Below are 21,483 nucleotides of genomic sequence, written 5' to 3' on the forward strand. Positions count from 1 at the left end.
CTGGCAGAACGCACGCCGTTCTCCCGCCCATAGTTCTGACCTTCGACAAGCCAGAACCTAGGCAGGACAACGGCGTGCGCCATCAACGACGCGCCCAACCACCCACAGACACGTCACAAGACCCATATTTATGACTCACCGGTATACCGCCCACCACAGTCACCACCGCCGAGCGTGGCGCGCGGACCCGGCAGCCCCCGAGAGCGGGCATTGTCAGATGGTGCGGTCGGGCACCGCGCAGCCGTCCGGGGCGCACAGACCCTCGGCGTCGGTGACGACCGGAAGCGGCCGCAGGCTGGCGTGGCCTTCGGCCCACGCCTTGCTGATCACCGCCAGCAGGTCGTCGGTGCCGATGGCACCGGGGACGGCGAAGCGGCCGTCGAACACGAGGAACGGCGCGCCCCGGGCGCCGAGGCGCTCGGCCTCGCGCTGGTCAGCCGCCACGCGGGTCCGGTAGCGGCGGCTTCGCAGGGCCTCGGCGGCCCCGGCGCGGTCCAGGCCCACCTCGCCGGCGAAGTCGAGAACCTCCGCGGCCGTCCACAGCTTTCGGGCCTGCCCGAAGTGCGCGCGGAACATCGCCGTCCAGGTCTCGTTGCCACGGCCCTGGTCCGCCGCGTAGGCGAGCAGCTCGTGGGCGAAGTCGGTCGGGCCGAGCGTGCGGTCGACCGCCCGGTAGGGCGTCAGGCCCTCCGCCTCGGCGGCTCGCTCGATCGGCCGCAGGACCCGGTCCACGGTCGTCGTGGGCGCCCCGGCCATCTCGATCAGCTTCACCTGACTGACACCCGCACGCGGCAGGTCAGGGTGCAGCTGGAAGGACCGGTGGATCACCTGCACGTCGTCGCCGTGCTCGAACCGGTCCAGCGCCAGGTGCAGCCGGTGATCCATCAATCCGCAGTACGGGCAGACGATGTCCGACCAGAACTCGATCTTCATTGCGCTCCCCCTCGATTCTTACTTCCTGTTCGTAGCCCCATGATGCATTAGTATCGGAGAGCCACAAAAGGCACATTCATGTGCGTAGCGATCGGGCGACGGACAGGCGGCGGCGATGAGCGCAGACGATCTTCGACGGAGACGAACCAACGTCCGGGCGAACGTCCGGAAGGCGCCGGGGCCCTGCGCGCACTGGAAGGACGAGGACGCCGACTTCATCCGTGAGGTCCTGGACCTCGTCGGCGACAAGTGGAGCGTGCTGATCATCGGCACCCTCGCCGACGGCCCCACCCGCTACTCGCATCTGGCTGACGCCATCCCCGGCATCTCCCAGCGCATGCTGACCCTGACCCTGAAGCACCTGCAGCGCACGGGGCTCGTCAGCCGGACCTCGTACCCCGAAGTCCCGCCCCGCGTCGAGTACGCCCTCACCGACCTCGGCACCTCGCTGCTGTCCACCGTCCTGGCCCTGGCGGACTGGTCCGCCGACCACCACGCCGAGATCCGCCGCCACCAGACCGCGTACGACAGCGGCACCGCGCCGTAGGCCCGCGACGGCGCCCGTCCGTGCTGTCGCCATCGGGGGACTGTCCCGGTTCCACCGTCCTATCGATGATGTGGATGTAACGATGGGAGGCGTGGGAGCTGCGAAAACTACTGCTATGCCGGCTATCTCGCCGCTGGGCGGCGAGCCGATCAAGCGCGCCGATGCCGAGCGGCTGGCGGGGGTGCTGAAGGCATTCGCCGATCCGGCCCGGCTGCGACTGCTCAGTCTGATCCAGTCCGCTCCGGAGGGCGAGGCGTCGGTGAGTGACCTCACCGCGCCGCTTGGGCTCTCCCAGCCGACCGTGAGTCATCACCTCAGGATCCTCACCGAAGCTGGCCTGCTGGAGCGCGAGAAGCGCGGCGTCTGGGCGTACTACCGCCTGGTGCCGTCCGCGATCGCCACGATCGCCGACCTGCTGACGCCGCCCCGCAAGCGGCCGACGAAGAGGACCCGCTGAGCGGGGAAGTCAACCGACGCTGATCGGCCCGGCTTCCGTGCGGAAAGTGGACCGGGCCGTCACTGGCACCTGGGCGACAGTGCTGGCGGCGCTTCGCGGCTAGCCTCCCGGCATGGGAGACACCGCCAACCTCGCGGCCGCCGGTGACGCGGTACGGCACCTGAGTGGCCTGCTGGCGGATGTCTGGCTGGCGGTGGACGCTCCGGACCACGTCGGCGGGCGGTGGGTGGAGCTGTGCCGCGGGTCGCCGGTCAGTCCGGTGTTCGTCTGCGTCGACGCCATGAGCAACGTGCTGCACGTGCGATATCTCGGCCCTGAGAACCTCTCCATCGTCTACCTGCCCGGCTGGTACTACGAGGTGGCGACGGCCGCCGCGCTGGGCCGACCGCTCGGCGCCTCCGCCACGACTGTGCTGGACTTCGCGACCGCGCTTCCGCTCGCCTTCGACCTGACCGTCGACCACCGGATCCGGGACGCGGCCCAGAGCGTCACGACCGCGCCGGGCCGCGAGCCGATCGAGTACGAGCCGCTCGCTTTCGGCTACGCGTTCGCGCCCGCGCACGGCTTCGCCATCACCGACACGCCGCCGGGCACCGACCCGGTGACCGGCCCGTCGGTGATCTTCCACTGGAGTGCGATGTCGCTGCGGGTCGCCGCGGCACCCGGCGTCACCTTCGAGCAGCGACCCCTGCTGAGCGCCACCGCCCTGAGCGTCGTCCGGGCGGCCCACCAACCGGGCGAGGGCACCGTCACCTGCGATCAGGCGCTCCGCTTCGAGTTCGAGCGGCATCGACATCCGATGACGCTGCCGCCGCTCGGCGCGCCGCTGCGCCCCGTACCGCTGGCGGAGCCGGACATCGTCGCGAACGCCGTGGCCATGAGCCGGGCCCTCGGCGAACCGCGACCCGTGGCGGTGCAGGAGACCCGCCCGGACGGCGTCGACCTGGTGCTGCTGAAGCCCGACCTGCGCCGGCCACCTCGGGGAACCCCGTGGAGCTGGCAGCCGACCTGGCTGGTCGAGGCGGCGAAGGTCGTCGACGACGCCGTGTTCGCGATCCTGATGAGCCTGCTCGACACCTACGTCCAGTGGCTCGGCGGGCTGCCGGAGACGGCGCCGGTGCCGATCCGCATCCGCCTCGATCCGGCGAGCGGGACGGACCGCTTCGCCTATCGACTCGACTATCTGGATCCGGACGGCGACCCGTCGGCCGAACCGCCGGACGAGACCGCGACCTTCGCACCGTGCTTCCGGTTGACCGTGGTCCGCACCACGAACGTGCGGGTCGTGCTGGACCTGCCCCTCGGCGCGACCGGTGAGTCGGACATCGCCGGCATCGTCCAGTACCGCGAGAAGGTCGTCCCCCACTTCGACGACGTGCCGCTGATGATCGCCGACGACGAGGTCGACACCGAGGGCCTCCTGGAGCCACGGCCGGCGACGATCGAGGAGATCCTCCACATCGTCGTCACGCTCGGCGAGTTCGTTCCGTTCCCACCCCTGCAGGTCGGGTACGACCTACGCGACCTGGGCAGCGTCGCGTCGTACGTGCTGACCGGGAAGAACCTCTACGGCGAGCCGATGAGCGGCCTCGAAGCCGCGGTCACCCTCGGCGGGGTGCTCGTTCCCGAGGTCGCCGAACGGGTGGTCGGCTCGCTGCTCGCCTCGGGCCGGCGGGTCACCACCCTCGGCGACGATCCCACGCGGCGCCTGCGGGAGGCGGCGGAGGCCACGGTGCCCGACGACGCGGCGCTGGCCCGTTCGCTGATCGAACGCGTCGAGGGCGGCCGGCGATGACGCGCCCGCCGGCCGGCGTCGGCCCGTCCATACCGGAGCGGCTCGCGCTGCTGGGCCAGCTCCAACGCATGACCCCACAGGCCCGGGCGCTCCTGCGGCCGGACATCGCCGCGCCCGCCTTTCTGCGCGACCCCGAGCAGCTCATCGACCCCTCCGGCGTCTGCCTCCGGTCCGGCTTCCTGCAGCACGCCTTCGAGGCTGCGCGCCGCGACGTCCCGACCTTGACGATGGAGGGGTTCCTGGCCAGCGGAGACCACGGCTCGCTGCTGCGCGGTGTCGTCGACGCGATGCTCGGCGAGGCGTCCGCGACGCTGCTGCGCACATCGGATCCCGCGCGCTACGTCGACGCGCTGCGACGCGCCTACGCCAGCTTCAGGACGGCCCCGCCGCCGTTCGACGGCGGCGTGTCCTACGGCTCCTACCGATACCACGAGGGTTTTCACGTCGAGTTGCCCGACGACCTGAACGTCACGCCGATGAACGCTCCGGTCGGCCCGGACCCGCGTTACCCCGCCTACGGTGGCGTGGTCACGGCCCGCGGCCACCGCTCGATCGGCATGGTGCTGGCGTCGCGGGTCTGGGACCGGGAGATCCCGCTGACCGCGCGGGGTCCGGACCTGTTCCGCGAGCTGCACGTGCGCAGCTCCGACGAGCTGCATGCCTGGGACTACGACCCCGATCTGCTGATGTCCGAGGTGCAGGTCGCGCACATGATCTCGACCGGGGACGCCCCGATCTACCGCTTCTCGTTCGAGCCGGGTCCGCCCAGCGTCCGGACCGCCGAGCAGTCCCGGTGGGAGCTAGCGGCCCGGTTGGAGGACGAGCGGATCCTGACCGTCGACAACGCCGAGCTCCAGCGGTTGTGGGACCACCACGGCCGCAGCGCCACCCGCCCGCGCGGAGATCCGTCGGACCTGCGCAGCCGCTACGGCCGCGATCCGTACTACCGACTGTCCCGGGACGAGCTGTTCGAGACCGCCATGCGACTTCCGTCGGCGCGCAACGTGGCCATCCGTGTCTACGAATGGGAGCACGCGAGGCCCCAGCGGTTCATCAGGGAGATGCAGCGTTGGGTCCGGACGTTGCGCAGGAAGCTCGACGAGGACTTCTGGAGCAGTCGGCTGTCCATGCTGACCGGGGCGAGCGAGCCGGGCAACCTGCACCTGCTCTCCCCACGGGACCACGCACTGACCGACGTCTACGCCGGGCGGATGATGGGCGGCAGCACCCGGCTCGACCGCTGGGGCAACCGCGTGGTCCCGACCGTGGCGGAAGAAGACGCCTACGACTATGCGGCGCGCGCACAGGACTTTCTGCTTCCGTCCGGCGCGACCATGGAGCCCTTCCCGTTGACCGACATCGCCCGGGCGACCGAGCCGGTCATCGCGTTCGACCAACGGACCCTCGCCGAACTCATGGCGGCCCTCCAGGACGACGAATGGCAGGCGGCGCTGGCCTCGACACCCGAGGCGGCCGCGGCCTGGAACCGGCTCGCACAACGGCTCAACGGCCAGGTCGACGGCTACGGCATGCCGACCGCGCTGCACCTGCCTCAACTCTGACTGGAGGATCGGCCATGCCGGCAACACCAGAGGCCACGCTCCGCTTCGTGCAGCTGTGCCGCGCGGGCGACCCCGCGGCCACCGAGGGCCACAGTTGCTCCACCGGACCGAAGATCCTCGGGCCGGTCCTCGACTTCCGCGACGACTGGTCGCCGCAGGTCCGGAACGCGCTGGCCAACCGCGACGTCGAGCAGGCCCAGGCACTGTACGCCGCCCGGCGCAAGGAACAGGACGACCGTCTCGAGGACCTCGGGCGGCTGGCCCTGACGCTGCTGCGGCGCGCCGCTGTCGACTCACACCTCACCGTCGGCAAGCTGCGCCGCGTCGTCGATGAGTGGGCCGCCGAGCGGCAGATGACGTCGGAACAGTTCGTCGGCACGGTCGCCGCCCTCACCCGCTGGACCGTCGACATGGCGGCGCTGGGCCGGTTCCTGGGCCGGCCGCGCGGTGCGGCGTCGACCGTCCTCGTGCGCCTGCTGCGCGGCATCACGCTGATCCGCCTCGCCCAGAGCGACGCCGAGGACACCTGCCGGGTCCGCCGGCTGATCAGCGCCCGCGACCTGGAACTTCCGCCCGCACCGAAGCCGGCCCCGCAGGCCGACGTCGACATCGGGCAGGCCCAGCAGTTCGCCGACCTGGTCATCCACGCGGGGCGGCTGCTCGCGCGGGCACGTGTCACCGGTAACCCGGATCCGACGCTCGCCGACGTGCAGGCGGCCGGTTTCGCCGACCTCGGCCCGGCCGTCGAGGCGACGTCCCGTGCGTCCGCCGAACTCGGCGCGCCAGCCACCGCCAAACTGCGCGCCCTCCGCAAGCTCTTCGACAGCGAACGCGAGGCTGCGCGCCGGCGCGTGGACCGGCGGGCCGACCCGGCGGGACGGGTGGTCGAGGGCGGCCCCATCGACATCGACGACGACATCGAACACATTCCGCCCCGCGTACCCGTGCTGAGCGCGCAGGCGCAGGTCGCCGGCCGTGGCGACCTCATGGTCATCCGGACCGTGCACCTGCGCTACGACCTCGGTGAGATCTCGCACGTCGAGAACGTGTTGGCCAGCGAGCTACGCGGGCGCACCCACGTGGTCGACACCAGCACCCGGGAGTCGGTCACCACGTCGACCCAGTCGATCGCCGAGACCACCCAGGAGCTGGAGACCACCGAGCAGAACAGCCTCGACCGCGCGCTCACCACCGCCGCCACCCAGAGCACCTCGATGTCGCTGGGGGTCAGCGTCTCCGGCGGATTCGGCCCGGTCCAGGCGGGCGTCGACATCAACGCCGACCGGTCCACGACCACCGCCAGCAGCATGAGTTCGGCCGTCTCGTACTCCAAGACCCTGACCGAGCGGGCCACCGAGCTGCTGCGCAGCGAGGTCTCCGAGCGCCGCAGCATCACCAGCACGACCCGGGTGACCGAGACCAACGATCACCGGTTCGACAACGCCGGCGGGTCGGCGAACATCACCGGCATCTACCGCTGGCTGACCAAGGTCGACCAGGCGCAGGTCTACAACTACGGCGAACGGCTGCTGCTCCAGTTCGTCCTGCCCGAGCCGGCCGCGGTGCTGGTCCACCTGGCGCAGCAGACCACCGACGAGGGCGCGGTCGCCAAGCCCGCCGGCTGGTTCCTCGACGTCGCCGACCTCAACGAGGAGAACTACGCCGACAAGGCCGCGCGCTGGGACGTGGTCGGCGTCGAACCACCACCCGAGGAGGAGGTGTCGGCCACCCTCACGTTCGCCGACCCGCCGGCGCGGCCGTTCGACTACTCGCAGAACTCCACCGACAAGTCCCAGCCCGAGTGGGGCTACAGCTCGTACGTCGGCGAGGTCATGGTGCCGACCGGCTACCAGGCGACCGAGGCGTACGTGACCACCACGTGGGGTCTGGAGGAGGGCGAGTACACCGCCGAGGAGGGCAGTCCGCCGCAGGCGGTACAGATTGCGATCGGGGAGAACCGGGTCGTCGACAACGACACCACCGACGGCGAGACGGTCGTCCGCCTCGACCACGTACTCCCCGGGTCGTTGCCCGTCGGGATCAGCGCCGACCAGCGCGGCGGCCTCACGGTCGTGGTGCGGGTGCGCTGCGAACGCACCGACGCCGCCTACGAGGCGTGGCGGCTGCGCGCGTACGAGACGATCCGCGCCAGCTATCTGGCGCAGCTGGCGGCCTACGAGAACGACCAGCGCCTCCGGCTGGCCCGCGCGGTGTACCGCTCGGAGCAGCCCTCAGAGGTCAACCGGCGGGTCGAACAGCTGGAACTGAAGCGGGCCTGCCAGAGCGTGCTCTTCGGTCACGAGTTCGACCAGTTCGGCAGTCTGACGTTCGCGCCCGACGACGCCCCCCGCATCAACCGCCTTGAGATCGACGCGGAGGCGAACCAGATCCAGTTCGCCGAGGATCTCTTCGACTGGGAGAACATGGTCTACCTGTTCTACCCGTACCAGTGGGCCGGCCGAGAGCGGTGGGCGACGCTCCGGACCCGGACCAGCTCCGACCCCGTCCACGAGGCGTTCCTGCAGGCCGGAGCTGCCCGGGTGACGGTGCCGGTCCGCGCCGGCTACGAGCACGCCGTCGGGACGTACCTGGAAACCTCGCAGATCCCGGCGCTGACCCCGCGTCCCTGGCGGGACGGCGGGAATCCGTACCCACCGATCGAGGACCTGATCGGCGACGCCCTCGACCGCCCGGGAGAGGAGATCGCCGTCGACGAACCCTGGGAGGTCCCCACGCCGACGGCGCTGATCTATCTGCAGACGGGAGCCGACCTCAATCCGTAGCCCGCCTGAGGGGTCGACCGACCCCGGTCTCTCCGGGAACCGCCCCGCTGCGCACCCTCCGGTCACCGATCGGGGTCGCCACCGTCCTCGGACGGCGGCGACCCCGGTCGTACGGCCAGGACGTCAGCGCCGGTCGACCGGCCCGGTCCGTGCGGTGTCGACGGACACCTGGTCGAAGGCGGGAGCACCGTCGACCGCGTCGGCGGCGACGGCCGTCGACGTCGCGGCGTCCGGCAGGTCGAGGCTGGTCCGCAGGGTGACCGGCTTGAGCAGGAGCGCGGCGATGACGCCGACCACCGCGATGGCGGCGGAGATGAGGAAGATGTGCCCGGTGGCGTCGCCGTACGCGGCCCGGACGATGTGCTGGATGCCGTCGGGCAGCGCGGTGATGTTGAGGTTGCTGCTGCCCCCCGCGCTGTCCGAGGCGGGGATGCCGGCGGCGGCGAGGTCGCGGGTGATCTGGTCGGTGACCCGGTGGGCGAGGACCGCGCCGAGCACCGAGACGCCGATGGTGCCGCCGAGCGACCGGAAGAACGCGACGCTGGAACTCGCCGCGCCGATGTCCTTGAGGGAGACCGTGTTCTGGACGGCGAGGACGAGGTTCTGCATGGTCATGCCGACGCCGGTGCCGACGATGAACATGGCGGCGCCGACCAGGATGAGCGACGTCTCGTGGTCGATGGTGCCGAGCAGTGCGAACCCGGCCACCAGGATGATCGAACCGGCGACGATGTACGGCTTGATCCTCCCGGTCCGGGTGATCAGCCGGCCGGCGATGATCGAGGAACCGAGGACCCCGGCCATCATCGGAATGGTGAGCAGGCCTGCCTCGGTCGGGCTGTAGCCGCGGCCGATCTGGAAGTACTGGCCGAGGAAGACGGCACCGCCGAACATGGCCATGCCGACCGCGAGGCTGCCGAGGATGGCCAGCGCGGTGGTGTGCTGACGCACGATGCTGAGCGGGACGACCGGCTCGGCCGCCCGCGACTCGACCCAGACCGCGAGGGCGAGCAGGAGGAGCGAGCCGCCCACCATGGCGGCGGTCTGCCAGGAGGCCCAGGCGAACGAGCCGTCGACGAAGGAGATCCAGATCAGCAGCAGGCTGACGCCGGCGGCGATCAGGCTGGCGCCCAGGTAGTCAATCTTGACGTTCTCCCGCCGCATGGTCGGCAGGTGCAGGGTGGCCTGGAGCAGGATCAGCGCGATGATGGCGACCGGCACGCCGACGAAGAAGCACCAGCGCCAGCCGAGCCAGGACGTGTCGACGATGAGGCCGCCGAGCAGTGGGCCGCCGACCGTCGCGACCGCCATGACGCCGCCGAGGTAGCCGTTGTAGCGCCCCCGCTCGCGGGGCGGAATCATGGCGGCGATCGCCACCTGGACGAGGGCCTGCAGACCTCCGACCCCGATGCCCTGGAACGCGCGGGCGGCGATGAGCTGACCGGCGCTCTGCGAGAAGCCCGCGACGACGGAGCCCAGCAGGAAGACCACGATGGCGACCTGGATGAGGACCTTCTTGTTGAACAGGTCGGCGAGCTTGCCCCAGATCGGGGTGGTCGCGGTCGCGGTGAGCAGGGTCGCGGTGACCACCCAGGTGTACTGGTTCTGCGAGCCGTTCAACGCTCCGATGATCTTCGGTAGCGCGGTCGAGACGACGGTGCTGCTCAGCATGGCGACGAAGAGCACCAGCAGCAGGCCGCTGAGCGCCTCAAGGGTCCGCCGGTGGGTCATCGGCTCAGCGCCGGTCGTGGTGGTGGGTGCGCTCATCGCGCGGCCTCCAGCTTGTCGTGGTTTCCGAGGGCGACGTCGATGTCGCGGGTGAACCGGTCGAGCGCGACGCTCAGCGCCTCCACCTCGCCGGGAGTCCAGTCGGCGAGCGCCCGATCGAGCACCTCGCCGTACCAGCTGTGGGTGCCGGCCAGGGCGGCCCGGCCGGCGGGGGTGATCGCCAGGAGGCTCGCCCGCTTGTCGGTCGGGTCGGGCCGCCGCTGGACCAGGTTGTGCGCCACGAGCGCGGCGACGGAGCGGCTGACCGTCGACGGGTCGAGACGGGTGCGTTGAGCCAGCTCCTGGGCGTGGCACCCGCCGGCGAGCTGATCGATGTGCAGGAGCATGCCGACCATGCCCGCCGGTACGGCCGGCCGTTCGTCGGCCCGGCGCTGCCTCAGCAACCGGACACTCCGTACCAGGTCGTACAGCCGAAGGCCGAGCTCTCGAACGGCGTTGTCCACGTCTGCTCCCACACCCGGGTTACTTGGTTGCTCCAAGCAAGCATCTACCGATCTTGCGCAACATGCAAGTTTGCCCATTGAGAAGCCCGTCACCCCCCACGTACCCTCAGGGGCGATGGACGAGACCACCGGGCTCCGGGAGCGCAAGAAGGCGGCCACCCGCCTCGCCCTGCACGAGGCCGCCCTGCGCCTGGCCGCCGAACAGGGGCTCGACGCCGTGACCGTCGAGGCGATCGCCGACGCCGCGAACGTCTCCCGGAGGACGTTCTCCAACTACTTCTCGAACAAGGAGGAAGCGCTCTTCCACGGTGACACCACACGCCTGCGGAGGCTGTTGCAGCTGATCCGCGAGCGACCCGCCGACGAGCCGCCGTGGACCGCGCTGAGCCTGGCGGCCGAACGCTTCACCGAGGAGGCGTTCGGCGACGCCGACCCTTCCTGGCTGACCCAACGCCGGCAGCTGCGCGGGCACCCCGGCCTGGCCGCGCACCAGGTCGCGGCGTACACCGCGATCGAGCGCGAGCTGGCCGCCGACCTCGCGCACCGGCTCACCGGCACCGACGTGGCGCTGCGCTCCCGCCTTCTGGCCGCGACCTTCCTGGCGATCCTGCGCGTCGCCGTGCAGCACTGGATCGACCACCCCGGCGGCCAACTGCCGCTGACCATCCGGACCGCGCTCGCCGAGGCCGCTCCCCCGGCGACCGCTCCTCGTCGGTGACGGCGGCGTCCTCGGCTGTTTCGACGACCCCGGCCGGCGAACGTCGCTAACCGGATCCGGACTGCTTGGGGCGGGCGCGGACGTGCGCGCGTTCGCCCTGTTTGCCGACGAGGCTGAGGAACTCCACGGGTCCTGAGCTGGTGGCTCCGAACCAGTGGGGCGTGCGGGTGTCGAACTCGGCGGCTTCGCCGGGTTCGAGGATGAGGTCGTGCTCGCCGAGGACGAGTCGGAGCCTGCCGTTGAGGACGAAGGCCCAGTCGTAGCCGTCGTGGGTGCGCAGGTCAGGTTCGGCGTCGTCAGGTCGGGCGGGCAGGACGATCTTGTAGGCCTGGATGCCTCCGGGCCGGCGGGTCAGGGGCAGGATGGTGGACCCGTCGGTGGTGGGCAGCGGTCGCATGTTGATGCGTGGGTCGCCGGTCGGCGGTGCGTCGACGAGTTCGTCCAGGGTGACGCCGTACGCGCGGGCCAGGGGCAGGAGCTGTTCGAGGGTGGGACGCCGTAGGCCGGCTTCGAGCCTGGACAGCGTGCTGATCGAGATGCCGGTCTGCTCGGCGAGGTCGGTCAGGGTGATGTCGCGGCGCTGTCGAAGCTGCCTGAGCCGCGGACCTACGGCGTCCAGGGTGCGGTCCGTCGATTCGTCCATGCACCCAGTTTGCCATTCGGCAAAATTCTTTGCGGATCTGCCTGCTGGCACCCCACTGTCGGGGAGCCCGGTTGCCAGAGGGCAGCCGCGGGTTCGTTGGGGGGTCGGACATGACGGAGCAGGCGAGCGTGGTTCGACAGGGGGACGTCCGATGACGCACTCGTTCGACAGGGACTACTGGGACCGGATCTGGGGCGGCGATCGTGCCGCTGCGATGGCTGCCGGTCAACCCAACCCGCACCTGATCCGGGAGGTGGGCGACCTGGCGCCCGGAACGGCGCTGGACGCGGGCTGCGGTGCCGGTGCCGAAGCGATCTGGCTCGCCACCCGTGGCTGGCAGGTGACCGCGGCGGACATCTCCGCCGCCGCGCTCGCGCACGCGGCGGAGCGCGCCGTCGCCGGCGGTGTCGCCGAGCGGGTGCGGTGGGTCGAGGCGGACCTGTCCACGTGGCAGCCGGACACGCGGTACGACCTGGTCACCACGCACTACGCGCACCCCGCGATGCCGCAGCTGGATTTCTACGACCGCATCGCGTCCTGGGTCGCCCCCGGGGGCACCCTGCTCATCGTCGGCCACCTCGACCATCAGGGCACGGTCGCCGGGCATGGGCACGGGGGCGGCGAGACTGAGCCGCCCTCCTCGGCCTCGGTGACGGCCGCCGACATCACGGCGCGCCTCGATCCGCTCGTGTGGGAGGTCGTGACCGCTCAGGAGTCGCAGCGTGCTGTGGGCGGTCACGCCGGCCACACGGTGGCGATTCACGACGTCGTCGTCACCGCCAGCCGGCGGCGCGCGACCGTGGTCGGCGACCGCACCGACAGCGACTCGGATGTGGCGGACATGGCCACTGACCGGCCCGCTTGAGCAGGACGGGTGCGGTCTCCAGAATGAACCCGTGATCACCTTGGAGACCGAACGGTTGACCCTGCGCGGTTGGCGCGACGACGACCTCGACGCCCTGGCGGCCATCAACGCCGACCCGGAGGTGATGCGCCACATCATGGACGGCTCCGTGCGCGATCGCCGGCAGAGCGCCGAGGGCCTGCAGAAGATGGTCACGAACTGGAGGGAACGCGGATACGGCCTGTTCGCCGTGGACGTTCGCGGAACCGGCGACTTCATCGGTTGGGCCGGGCTCGCGGTGCCCGACTTTCTGCCCGAGGTGCTGCCGGCCGTGGAGATCGGGTGGCGGCTCGACCGACGGTTCTGGGGATATGGGTACGCGACCGAGGCAGCCACGGCAGCCATGCGGTTCGGCTTTCTCGACCGCGGCCTGGACCGCATCATCAGCATTCGCCACGTCGAGAACGTCAGGTCCGCTCGGGTCATGGAGAAGCTGGGGCTCGCGCGCGAATTCGACACGGTCGTCCCGGGGCACGATCAACCCGTCGCCGTTCATGCGATCACCCGCGACCAGTATCGAGCCCGTCTCGGCGCCTGACCTCGAACCCGGGTAACGCCCGCACCTCAGCGACGACCGACCCGGGACCGACAGGTGCGGCGCGGGAGTTTCAGCGCTTGCGGCCCACCCCGCCGAAGGCGTCGATCTCGGCGGGCGTGTCGACCGCGTCGTCGGGTCGCCACTGCGGGCACGGCACGACGCCCGGCTCCACCAGGTCCAGGCCCTCGAAGAACCCGGCGATCTGTGCGGGCGACCGCAGCGTGTACGGCGTCGCCCCGGTGTCGTTGTAGTCGTCCTGCGCCTGCTGCATCTCGGGGCTGACCAGGCTGGTGCCGTCGTTGAGTGAGAGGTAGCTGCCGCTCGCGAGCGGCGCCAGCAGCTGCCGGGTGATCGAGCGGGCCGCCTCGTAGTCCGGCAGGTGGCCCATGACACCGCTGAGGATGAGGCCGATCGGCTGCTGGAAATCGAGCGTCCTGCCGGCCTCGGCGATGACCGCGGCGGGATCGCGCAGGTCGGCGTCGAGGTAGGCGGTCCGGCCCTCGGCCGAGCTGACCAGCAGCGCGCGGGCGTGCACCAGCACCAGCGGGTCGCTGTCGACGTAGACGATCCGCGCGTCCGGCACGATCCGCTGCGCCACCTCGTGGGTGTTGTCGGCCGTGGGCAGGCCCGTGCCGACGTCGAGGAACTGGCGGATGCCCGCCTCACCGGCGAGGAACGTGATCGAGCGGACCAGGAACTGGCGGGAGGCACGGGCCACGTCGACGACGCCGGGGAAGACCTGCCGGTACTGGTCGCCGGCCGCGCGGTCGACCGCGAAGTTGTCCTTGCCGCCGAGCCAGTAGTTCCAGATCCGCGCCGAATGCGGCACCGACGCGTCGATCCTCTGCCGCACGTCGTCCTCGCCAGCCTCCGGCCGGCCGGTCTCCTGCGAGTCCATGGTCACGACGAACCCCCCGTGTCGACTGCGGACGCGAATCCGGTCGCGCAACGGCCCGCCCTGTCGGGGAAGCGCCCGCCCGCAACCGTGCCACGGTATAGAAGGCAGACGATTCCCGCCACCACCGACTCCCTACCCGCCCGCACGCGGGACGCCCGCTGCCGGCGGTTGGAAACCGGCCGTTGCCAGCTCGAGGTCGGGTACGGGTGCGAAGTCCCGGCGGCGGGGCAGCAGCAACGGGCTGGCGAGGATGAGCAGCCCCGCGACCGCGATGGCCGTCCGCGCGCTGGTGGCGTTGGCGAGCAGTCCGCCCAGCGCGCTGAGGATGGCGATGGAGGCGCTGCTGCTGATCGACCAGGCCGACAGGGTGCGGACGGTACGGTCCCTGGGCGTGTGTTGAAGTCGGTAGGTGGCGAGCACCGGGTTGTACAGGCTCATGCTGATGATGATCGCGAGCTCGACGGCGATCACCGTCGCCAGACCGACGACACCGGGCTGGACGAAGGCGAGGCCGATCAGCCAGACCGCCCGCAGCGTGCCGACCACACGCAGGATCCGGTGTTGGCCGTACCGCGCCACGACACTGCGGGCGAGGCGTGATCCGATGAGTCCACCGACGCACGGGACGGCGAAGGCGAGGCCGTACTGCCAGGGGGCGAATCCGAGCTGGCGGAGCAGGAGCACGGCCAGCAGCGGCTCCGTGGCCATGATCAGGCCGCTGACGAGCAGCTGGTTGAGGTAGAGGGCCCGCAGGCCGGGATGGGTCAGAAGGTGTCGCCAACCGTCGAGCACCTCGCTGGCCCGGACGCGGCGACCGCCGGTCCGCTGCGGCTGCTCCTCTCGGCCGCGGATCGCCGTGATGCCCAACGCGGACAACAGGTAGCTGAGCGCGTCGGCCACCACGGTGGTGACCGGCCCGAGCAGGCCGATCGCCGCGCCGCCCAGCGGTGGCCCGACGGCGATGGAACTCCACGTGGTCGACTCGAACCGCGCGTTGGCCACGAGCAGGTCATCGGGCCGGACGAGCGCCTTGAGGTACGCGCCGCTGGCCGCGTTGAAGGCGATCCTGGCCGCGGCGACCACGGCCGAGACGACCAGCAGCTGGACGAAACTGAGCATGCCGAAGGCGTAGGCGACCGGGATGGTCATGATGACCGCGAACCGGGCCAGGTCCATGGCGATCATCACCGGTCGTTTGCGGCGAAACTCCACCCACGGCCCGAGCGGCAGGGCGATCAGCGCGCCCACTGCCGGCCCCACCGCGGACAACGCGGACACCTGGGCGGGGCTGGCATCCAGCACCAGCACGGCGATCAGCGGCAGCGCGCCGAATCCCAGCCCCGAGCCGTAGGCGCTGGCCGCGTAGGCCGCCCACAGCCAGCCGAACCGCCGGCCCAGCGATCGTCTGACCACGTTTCGCGCCTCCCCCGTCGAACAACCCGCCGTTGATCGCCCCCGAGCAAAGCAAGGCCACCAGGGGCGGATCAAACGCGGATCGCGGTCGGATGGGCGCGGATCAGGAGTACATCAGGTGCAGCATCATTCCGGCGTCGGCGTGCGCCAGGTTGTGGCAGTGGTTGGCCCACACCCCCGGGTTGTCGGCCCGGAACTCCACCTCCCACACGTCACCGGGACGTACGTCGAAGGAGTCCAGCCACAGAGGGCTCCCGGTCGCGCGCTGACCGTTGCGGGACAGCACCAGGACGTGATGGCCGTGCAGGTGCCACGGGTGTACGACCTGAGACCTGTTGACGATCGTGAACGCGACGATGTCGCCGAGGCGTACGACCTGCGGCGGGATGTCGGGGTCCGCCGCGCCGTTGACGGTGTGGGCGTATCGCGGAAGCAGCCCGCGCAGGTCGAGGCCACGGTCGAGGACCAGGGTGTACTCCCGGTCGACGCGCGACCACGGCACCGGCGAACCGACGCCGTACGTGAGCGGATCCAGCACCGGCCACGCGCTGGTCGCCGTCGACACCGGTCCGGTCGAGTAGACCGCCCGTCCGTCGACGAACAGCGCCACCGGCGTGGGGGGCGCGGTGAACACCAGGTCGTAGCGACCCCCGGCCGGGACCAGCACGGCGGTGTCCACGAGCGACGTCGGGCCCCGCAGGTCGGATCCGTCGATCGCGACGACCCGGAACGGTGTCCCGGCCAGGGCGTAGCGATGCGTCGTGCTGTCGGTGTTGATCAGCCGCAGTCGCACGGGCACGCCCGGCTCGACCGGCTCCGTTCTCGGTTCGGGCAGCGCGAGGCCGGCCAGGGTGTGCACCGGCACCGTGACGTCGACGCCGGTCACCGGCGCCGGGCGCACCACCAGGACGCCGTAGAGGCCCATCCGCACGCCGAGGTCGGAGACCGAATGCGTGTGGTACCAGTACGTTCCGACCTGATCGGCCCGGAACCGGTAGACGAACTCCTGTCCGGGCAGCACCGCCGCCTGCGTCACGCCGGGCACCCCGTCCTGACTGTTCGGCACGTCGTACCCGTGCCAGTGCAGCGTTACGCCCCGCGCGATGTCCCGGTTGCGTAGCGTCACCTCGACGACGTCGCCGGCGGTGGCGGTCAGCTCCGGCCCGGGAACCTGCCCGTTGAACGCCCACGCCGCGACGTCGCGGCCGCTCACGCTCACCGTGGCGGTCCCGGCCGTCAGGGCGAACCGCCTGGTCGGTTCGTCGGAGGTCCGCGCATCCCGATACTTGTGATCATGGGGTACGGCGGGCGCGGCGCCCGGGGCGACGGCCAGCCCGGTCCCGGTCACCAGCGCCGTGACCGCCACGACGAGGGCCGCCCGGGACACCGCCCGGGACGGGCCGGCGCCGAGTGCACGCCACGAGACCGCGGTCGCCGCGATCACCCCGGCGACCGCGAGCAGTCCCACGCCCGCCGACACCGGATAGCCGCGCAGGACCGTCACGAGCAGTGCGCCGCTCTGGGCGTACCCGGCGAAGAGAAGCGGGAGCGCGACGGACCGGATGTCGCCCGGGGCCCGGAGCAGCCGCGGCCCGGCGACGACCACCGCCGCGAGCGCCAGGGGCGCCGCGATGAGGACCTTCTCCCCCGCGAACCACCAGCCGGCACGGGCGAGCGCGGTGATCGTGACCGCGCGGGCGAGGGTGGCGACCAGCGCGAAGGCGGCCAGTCCCAGCGCGAGCGGTCGGCGCCGGGCCGCCGACGCGGCGCCGCCGCCCAGCCATCCGGCGGCCGCGAGGACCGCGATCACCAGGTCGACGGCGAGCACCGAGCCGGTGGTCACGCCGGCTCTCCTTCCCGCACGGTGACGGGGACGACGCCGGCCGGCCCCGGGCGGTCCAGCTTTCGCGCTGCCTGGGCCACGCCCACCACGACGTGCACCGCGATGATTCCGTTGAGCGCGTGCAACCCGGCGATGGTCAGGCCGAGCGGGGTGCTGGCGCCGGCGGCGTCGGTGGACGCGTTCGCGAGCATGGCGATCAGCGCCTGCACGACGACGAGACCGATCGGCAGGATCGCCAGGCCGATGAGCCGGCCCGGCGCCTTCGCCAGCGCGGCGAACAGGGCGGTGAGCAGGGTGAGCACCGGGATGACCGCCATCCCGTTGACGCTGTGCAGGGCGTACGCGCCGTCGCCCGCGGGTCTCGTGAACCCGCCCACGGCGGCGAAGATGAACTGCAGGACGAACGAGACGAGCAGCAGGGTGCTGGCGAGAACGAATGCCTTGCGCATGGTGACCTCCTAGAGGTGAGCTGACGTCAGTGCCCGAGCGACGTGCTCGGTGGCCGTGATCGCCCCGTACGCGACCAGCCGCACGAGGTCGGCGTCGGCCGGATGGGAGAACCGCCAGAGGGCGACGTCACCCGGGCTGATCGCGCTGGGCGCGAACGCCGCCAGCAGCGCGATCCGCGTCCCGATGCGGTCGGTGCCCGGCACGTCCCGAACCAGATCGACGGCCCAGTCCGCGGGCCGGGCCGGGAATTGCCCGTCCTCCCAGCGCACGGTGGCGGTGACGGTCTGGCGCGCCACGTCGCCCAGGAGGTCGCCGCCCTGCGTGGCGGCGCGCCGCAGCGCCGCGTACGCGACGCCGACCGGGCTGTCCCCCGCCCAGGCCGGTGGCGCCGTCGTGCCGGGGTCGAGGAGGGTGAGGCTGCCGCCGGGCTCCTTCGGCCCCCGGGCCGTCCTGGCGTAGAGCCGGCCTCCGACCGACCGCACCAGCGGGGAGCGTTGCAGGCCACCGGGGAGCAGATCGGGGTCCAGCAGCGCCGAGACGATCCGGTTGATGAAGTGGAAGGCGAGCAGGGTGCCGGTGACCTCGGGGCGGTACGGGCTGGTCCAGCCGGTGGCTTCCGGGCTGCGACTGGCCTCCGCCCAGCCGGCGAGTTCGGCGTACCTCGGCTCCGATGGCGTCCCGCCCCGGGCGACGACCTCGCCCAGCGCGTGTTCGCCCAGCGCGTGCAGCAGCATCACGTGGGCGTCGACGCAGAACCGGCAGCGGTTGGCCCGGGACACCGTCGACGCGACGAGTTCGCGGTCCACTCTGGACACGGTGCCGGCGAGCAGGGCCTCGCGCAGCAGCGCCCAGGTCGCGGCCTGCAGCTCCGGCACGGGCGAGAGCACCTGGAAGGTGGGCACCGGCCCGAGGAAGTCGTCCCACAGCTGCCGGTAGACCTCCGCGGTCAGGCCAGTCGCGGCCTTCACTGGATCGGGGGTGAAGAAGCGGTATGTCATGGGCTCGATGCTTGCCTCGAGGGGCCGGGAAAACGTCGTGCCGCCGCAGGCACTTGCCCGGTCGCCGATACCGCGTCCGTGGTACGACCTTCTACCACCGCCATCAGATGCTCCCTGAGGACGGCCCGTTCTACAGTTCGACCATGCGTCGTGACCTGCCGTACGCCCTCAGCGGCCTCGCCCTCGGCGCCCTCCTGCTCGGCAACGCCGCGCTCGCACCGGACGCCGCGACGATCCGGGCGATCGACGTCGCTCTGGTCCTGGCCATGGCGGCGGCCCTGGCGGTGTGCCGGCGGTATCCGGTCGTGGCGGTAAGCGTGGTGACCGTCGCCATGCTGGCCCTGCACGTCCGGGTGCACCCCGGGGTGTCCGCCGCGTTCCCCGTCCTCGGCGTCGTCTACGTCGCCGCCTGGCGGGGGCACCGATCGGCCGCCGCCCTGGGCAGCCTCGTCTTCCTCGGCGGCTTCCTGGCCCGCGACATCTCGATCGCGCCCGCCGGCCGGCCCGGCCAGCTGATCGCCGAGCGGACCGCCCTGCTGCTGGGCTGGTTCGTGGCGGCCAACGTCGCCGGGCTCGTCGCCCGCCAGCGCCGGGCGTACCTGGAACAGGTCGAGCAGCGGGCGTTCGAGGCCGAGCGCACCCGCGAGGAGATGGCGTTGCGTCGCGCCGGGGAGGAGCGCCTGCGCATCGCCCGGGACCTGCACGACTCGCTGACCCACAACATTTCCGTGATCAAGGTGCAGGCCGGGATCGCCGTGCACCTGGCCCGCAAACACGGCGAGGAGCCGTCGGCCACGCTGCTGGCGATCCAGGAGGCCAGCAGCGCCGCGATGCGGGAACTGCGCACGACGCTGGAGGTTCTGCGCTCACCCACCGACGGAGACTGCGTCGGGCTGGCCCGGGTGGAGGAGCTGGCCGAGCGGACCCGCGCGGCCGGCGTGCCGGTGCAGGTGACCGTCACCGGTCGCCCCCGAGACCTGCCCGACGAGGTCGACCAGGCCGGGTATCGCGTCGTCCAGGAGGCCCTGACCAACGTGGCCCGCCACGCCGGGCCCGCCACCGCGCAGATCCACATGGAGTACGCGCCGGCACAGCTCACCGTCTCGGTGGTCGACGACGGCCAGGCGTCACCGACCCGGCCCGTGGCACCGGGCGTGGGCCTGCGCGGCATGCGGGAACGGGTGACCGGACTGGGCGGCACACTGCGGGCGGCGGCCCGCGACGACGGCGGATTCGCGGTACGGGCCACGTTCCCGTTGGACGGTCCGCCGTGACCGGGCGCCTGCGCGAGGTCCGACCAGTTCGGTCCGTCGCGGATCGGGGCGGCTCCGACCCGAGAGAGGAGCCGGCATGATCCGGGTCCTGCTCGCCGACGACCAGGCTCTGATGCGGGCCGGATTCCGGGCGTTGCTCGGCGCCGAGGACGACCTGGAGGTCGTCGGCGAGGCTGTCGACGGCACCTCGGCCGTCCAGCTGTCGCGGAGCCTGCGGCCGGACGTCGTGCTGATGGACGTGCAGATGCCGGGTCTCGACGGCATCGAGGCCACCCGGCGCATCGCCGCCGATCCCGACCTCGCGGCGGTCCGCGTCCTGATCCTCACCAACTACGGGCTCGACTCCTACGTCTTCGCCGCGCTCCGGGCCGGCGCCAGCGGGTTCCTGCTCAAGGACGCCGACCCCACCGACCTGCTGCAGGCCGTCGCCGTGGTGGCTCGCGGCGACGCGCTGCTCGCCCCGGCGGTCACGCGCACGCTCATCAGCGAGTTCGTGGCCGGGCCGCCACCGGCCGAGGCGGCGGCCGGACGCGACGTGCTGACCGCCCGGGAACAGGAGATCGTCGCGCTCGTCGCCCGGGGCCTGACCAACGACGAGATCGCCTCGCGCATGGTGATCAGTCCGTTGACCGCCAAGACACATGTCAACCGGGCGATGACGAAGCTGCACTGCCGCGACCGCGCCCAGCTGGTCGTGTGGGCGTACGAGTCGGGGCTGGTCGCGCCGCGTCGCCGATGACATCACACCGTCGTTGTTGACCGCTCGGTCCAGCGGCGCACCAACGCGCCGGAGCCCTCGGCGGGATCTACGTCGTGTCGTACGTCGCGGCCGAGGCTTCGGCCGGTCACCGTCCGGCCGGCGTCGCCACGGCCAGCCGGGCGGTCGTCGCGGTGAGCCAGACCAGGCCCAGGGCCGCTCCCGTGAAGAAGGCCAGGATGCTTGCCGAGGAGCCGATGAAGCCGGCGATGACGACCACCGGCACGATGCGGGAGACCAGCGCCCAGCCACGCCGGCCCTGGGCGGAGAAGCGCCGCGCCAGCAGAACGAACGCCGCGCACAGCGCCAGGTAGCCGATCATGCCGCCTCCCATGTGGACGGCGCCGTGTGTGCTGAGAGAGGCCATCGTGTCCTCGGAGGTGCCGACGGGGAAGCCGGCACCGGGGTCGGCGGCGAACACGGCGCTGACCAGGAACGAGATCCCGAAGACGGTGACCAGCCGGGGTACCCAGGTCGCGCCCGGCCCGCTGTGCAGCGCTCGCCGCAGGCCGATCGCACCGGCGATTACCAGTGTTCCGGTGAGGACGAAGTTGATCACTTGGATCCAGCCCAGGTCGCCGAGGCTGAGCTGGCTGATCGCGTTGCGGGTGAAATCGAAGCCCTCGCGGGTCAGACCCTGGATCACGCCCACCGCAAGGAACAGCGGACCCGCGGCCATACCGCAGCTCAGCAGGAGCCGGGTCGCCCCATCGGCCCTGGGGGCGGGGCGGGCCGAGAC

The 21,483-nt window shown here is 71.6% G+C and carries 20 protein-coding genes; 10 read left to right on the plus strand and 10 right to left on the minus strand.

The genetic code is table 11. The features are described from left to right. Positions 1–213 precede the first annotated feature (213 nt). A complete protein-coding gene (locus EAD98_RS19195) occupies positions 214–933 on the minus strand; it encodes a DsbA family protein (protein ID WP_121655428.1) in 720 nt (239 codons plus the stop codon). 115 nt (positions 934–1,048) lie between these two features. Between EAD98_RS19195 and EAD98_RS19200 the strand changes: the two genes are divergently transcribed. From EAD98_RS19200 to EAD98_RS19220, 5 genes are all read left to right on the plus strand, one after another. Next, entirely contained in the window at positions 1,049–1,480 is a 432-nt protein-coding gene (locus tag EAD98_RS19200; protein ID WP_121655429.1) for a helix-turn-helix domain-containing protein, read from the plus strand. A gap of 115 nt (positions 1,481–1,595) precedes the next feature. Next, a complete protein-coding gene (locus tag EAD98_RS19205) occupies positions 1,596–1,937 on the plus strand; it encodes a helix-turn-helix transcriptional regulator (RefSeq protein WP_121655430.1) in 342 nt (113 codons plus the stop codon). Positions 1,938–2,049: 112 nt separating this feature from the next. Beyond that, complete coding sequence (locus EAD98_RS19210) at positions 2,050–3,732, plus strand: hypothetical protein (RefSeq protein ID WP_121655431.1); 1,683 nt, start codon at positions 2,050–2,052, stop codon at positions 3,730–3,732. Then, a complete protein-coding gene (locus EAD98_RS19215) occupies positions 3,729–5,294 on the plus strand; it encodes a hypothetical protein (RefSeq protein WP_121655432.1) in 1,566 nt (521 codons plus the stop codon). Before EAD98_RS19210 ends, EAD98_RS19215 begins: the two co-directional genes overlap by 4 nt. A gap of 14 nt (positions 5,295–5,308) precedes the next feature. Then, positions 5,309–8,077: a hypothetical protein gene (locus EAD98_RS19220; protein ID WP_121655433.1), complete on the plus strand. Its 2,769-nt coding sequence runs from the start codon at positions 5,309–5,311 to the stop codon at positions 8,075–8,077. A 123-nt stretch (positions 8,078–8,200) separates the two neighbouring features. Here the strand turns inward: EAD98_RS19220 and EAD98_RS19225 are convergent, their stop codons facing one another. Both EAD98_RS19225 and EAD98_RS19230 read right to left on the minus strand, forming a co-directional pair. After that, the gene (locus tag EAD98_RS19225; protein WP_121655434.1) at positions 8,201–9,844 is read right to left on the minus strand and encodes an MDR family MFS transporter; all 1,644 of its coding nucleotides are present in this window, start codon (positions 9,842–9,844) and stop codon (positions 8,201–8,203) included. Further along, complete coding sequence (locus tag EAD98_RS19230) at positions 9,841–10,248, minus strand: MarR family winged helix-turn-helix transcriptional regulator (RefSeq protein ID WP_199723464.1); 408 nt, start codon at positions 10,246–10,248, stop codon at positions 9,841–9,843. Before EAD98_RS19230 ends, EAD98_RS19225 begins: the two co-directional genes overlap by 4 nt. 175 nt (positions 10,249–10,423) lie before the next feature. On the opposite strand from EAD98_RS19230, the gene EAD98_RS19235 reads away from it, so the two are divergent. Continuing rightward, positions 10,424–11,026, plus strand: coding sequence for a TetR/AcrR family transcriptional regulator (locus tag EAD98_RS19235; RefSeq protein WP_121655435.1), 603 nt, complete (start codon positions 10,424–10,426; stop codon positions 11,024–11,026). 46 nt (positions 11,027–11,072) lie between these two features. Here the strand turns inward: EAD98_RS19235 and EAD98_RS19240 are convergent, their stop codons facing one another. After that, positions 11,073–11,669 carry a helix-turn-helix domain-containing protein gene (locus EAD98_RS19240; protein ID WP_121655436.1) on the minus strand — a complete coding sequence of 199 codons (597 nt, stop codon included), beginning with the start codon at positions 11,667–11,669 and terminating at the stop codon, positions 11,073–11,075. Positions 11,670–11,820: 151 nt separating this feature from the next. Between EAD98_RS19240 and EAD98_RS19245 the strand changes: the two genes are divergently transcribed. Together EAD98_RS19245 and EAD98_RS19250 are read left to right on the plus strand one after the other, a co-directional pair. Beyond that, positions 11,821–12,534, plus strand: coding sequence for a bifunctional 2-polyprenyl-6-hydroxyphenol methylase/3-demethylubiquinol 3-O-methyltransferase UbiG (locus tag EAD98_RS19245; protein ID WP_121655437.1), 714 nt, complete (start codon positions 11,821–11,823; stop codon positions 12,532–12,534). A gap of 31 nt (positions 12,535–12,565) precedes the next feature. After that, entirely contained in the window at positions 12,566–13,111 is a 546-nt protein-coding gene (locus EAD98_RS19250) for a GNAT family N-acetyltransferase (RefSeq protein WP_121655438.1), read from the plus strand. A gap of 70 nt (positions 13,112–13,181) precedes the next feature. Here the strand turns inward: EAD98_RS19250 and EAD98_RS19255 are convergent, their stop codons facing one another. The 5 genes from EAD98_RS19255 to EAD98_RS19275 form a co-directional block, all read right to left on the minus strand. After that, positions 13,182–14,009, minus strand: a complete 828-nt coding sequence (locus tag EAD98_RS19255; protein WP_121655439.1) for an SAM-dependent methyltransferase — start codon at positions 14,007–14,009, stop codon at positions 13,182–13,184. Between the two features lie 132 nt (positions 14,010–14,141). Next, entirely contained in the window at positions 14,142–15,422 is a 1,281-nt protein-coding gene (locus EAD98_RS19260) for an MFS transporter (protein WP_121655440.1), read from the minus strand. Between the two features lie 103 nt (positions 15,423–15,525). Next, complete coding sequence (locus EAD98_RS19265) at positions 15,526–17,265, minus strand: multicopper oxidase family protein (protein ID WP_121655441.1); 1,740 nt, start codon at positions 17,263–17,265, stop codon at positions 15,526–15,528. Beyond that, positions 17,262–17,714 (minus strand): DUF6220 domain-containing protein, encoded by a 453-nt coding sequence (locus EAD98_RS19270; protein ID WP_121655442.1) that lies wholly within the window; start codon positions 17,712–17,714, stop codon positions 17,262–17,264. The genes EAD98_RS19265 and EAD98_RS19270 overlap by 4 nt, the downstream gene beginning before the upstream one ends. A gap of 9 nt (positions 17,715–17,723) precedes the next feature. After that, positions 17,724–18,713: a carboxymuconolactone decarboxylase family protein gene (locus EAD98_RS19275; RefSeq protein WP_121655443.1), complete on the minus strand. Its 990-nt coding sequence runs from the start codon at positions 18,711–18,713 to the stop codon at positions 17,724–17,726. A 143-nt stretch (positions 18,714–18,856) separates the two neighbouring features. On the opposite strand from EAD98_RS19275, the gene EAD98_RS19280 reads away from it, so the two are divergent. Beyond that, positions 18,857–19,987 carry a sensor histidine kinase gene (locus EAD98_RS19280; RefSeq protein ID WP_233583888.1) on the plus strand — a complete coding sequence of 377 codons (1,131 nt, stop codon included), beginning with the start codon at positions 18,857–18,859 and terminating at the stop codon, positions 19,985–19,987. 76 nt (positions 19,988–20,063) lie between these two features. Continuing rightward, positions 20,064–20,726: a response regulator transcription factor gene (locus tag EAD98_RS19285; RefSeq protein ID WP_121655445.1), complete on the plus strand. Its 663-nt coding sequence runs from the start codon at positions 20,064–20,066 to the stop codon at positions 20,724–20,726. Between the two features lie 106 nt (positions 20,727–20,832). Here the strand turns inward: EAD98_RS19285 and EAD98_RS19290 are convergent. Beyond that, a partial coding sequence (locus EAD98_RS19290) for a DUF998 domain-containing protein (RefSeq protein ID WP_233583889.1) occupies positions 20,833–21,483 on the minus strand: 651 nt, incomplete at its 5' end.

The sequence above is a fragment of the Micromonospora sp. CV4 genome (genome assembly GCF_003667455.1).
Classification (GTDB): domain Bacteria; phylum Actinomycetota; class Actinomycetes; order Mycobacteriales; family Micromonosporaceae; genus Micromonospora.

Excerpts from the sequence above, each read along its gene's own strand:
- EAD98_RS19195 (WP_121655428.1), bottom strand. The coding sequence starts at position 933 with ATGAAGATCGAGTTCTGGTCGGACATCGTCTGCCCGTACTGCGGATTG.
- EAD98_RS19200 (WP_121655429.1), top strand. The coding sequence starts at position 1,049 with ATGAGCGCAGACGATCTTCGACGGAGACGAACCAACGTCCGGGCGAAC.
- EAD98_RS19205 (WP_121655430.1), top strand. The coding sequence starts at position 1,596 with ATGCCGGCTATCTCGCCGCTGGGCGGCGAGCCGATCAAGCGCGCCGAT.
- EAD98_RS19210 (WP_121655431.1), top strand. The coding sequence starts at position 2,050 with ATGGGAGACACCGCCAACCTCGCGGCCGCCGGTGACGCGGTACGGCAC.
- EAD98_RS19215 (WP_121655432.1), top strand. The coding sequence starts at position 3,729 with ATGACGCGCCCGCCGGCCGGCGTCGGCCCGTCCATACCGGAGCGGCTC.
- EAD98_RS19220 (WP_121655433.1), top strand. The coding sequence starts at position 5,309 with ATGCCGGCAACACCAGAGGCCACGCTCCGCTTCGTGCAGCTGTGCCGC.
- EAD98_RS19225 (WP_121655434.1), bottom strand. The coding sequence starts at position 9,844 with ATGAGCGCACCCACCACCACGACCGGCGCTGAGCCGATGACCCACCGG.
- EAD98_RS19235 (WP_121655435.1), top strand. The coding sequence starts at position 10,424 with ATGGACGAGACCACCGGGCTCCGGGAGCGCAAGAAGGCGGCCACCCGC.
- EAD98_RS19240 (WP_121655436.1), bottom strand. The coding sequence starts at position 11,669 with ATGGACGAATCGACGGACCGCACCCTGGACGCCGTAGGTCCGCGGCTC.
- EAD98_RS19245 (WP_121655437.1), top strand. The coding sequence starts at position 11,821 with ATGACGCACTCGTTCGACAGGGACTACTGGGACCGGATCTGGGGCGGC.
- EAD98_RS19255 (WP_121655439.1), bottom strand. The coding sequence starts at position 14,009 with ATGGACTCGCAGGAGACCGGCCGGCCGGAGGCTGGCGAGGACGACGTG.
- EAD98_RS19270 (WP_121655442.1), bottom strand. The coding sequence starts at position 17,714 with ATGCGCAAGGCATTCGTTCTCGCCAGCACCCTGCTGCTCGTCTCGTTC.
- EAD98_RS19275 (WP_121655443.1), bottom strand. The coding sequence starts at position 18,713 with ATGACATACCGCTTCTTCACCCCCGATCCAGTGAAGGCCGCGACTGGC.
- EAD98_RS19280 (WP_233583888.1), top strand. The coding sequence starts at position 18,857 with ATGCGTCGTGACCTGCCGTACGCCCTCAGCGGCCTCGCCCTCGGCGCC.
- EAD98_RS19285 (WP_121655445.1), top strand. The coding sequence starts at position 20,064 with ATGATCCGGGTCCTGCTCGCCGACGACCAGGCTCTGATGCGGGCCGGA.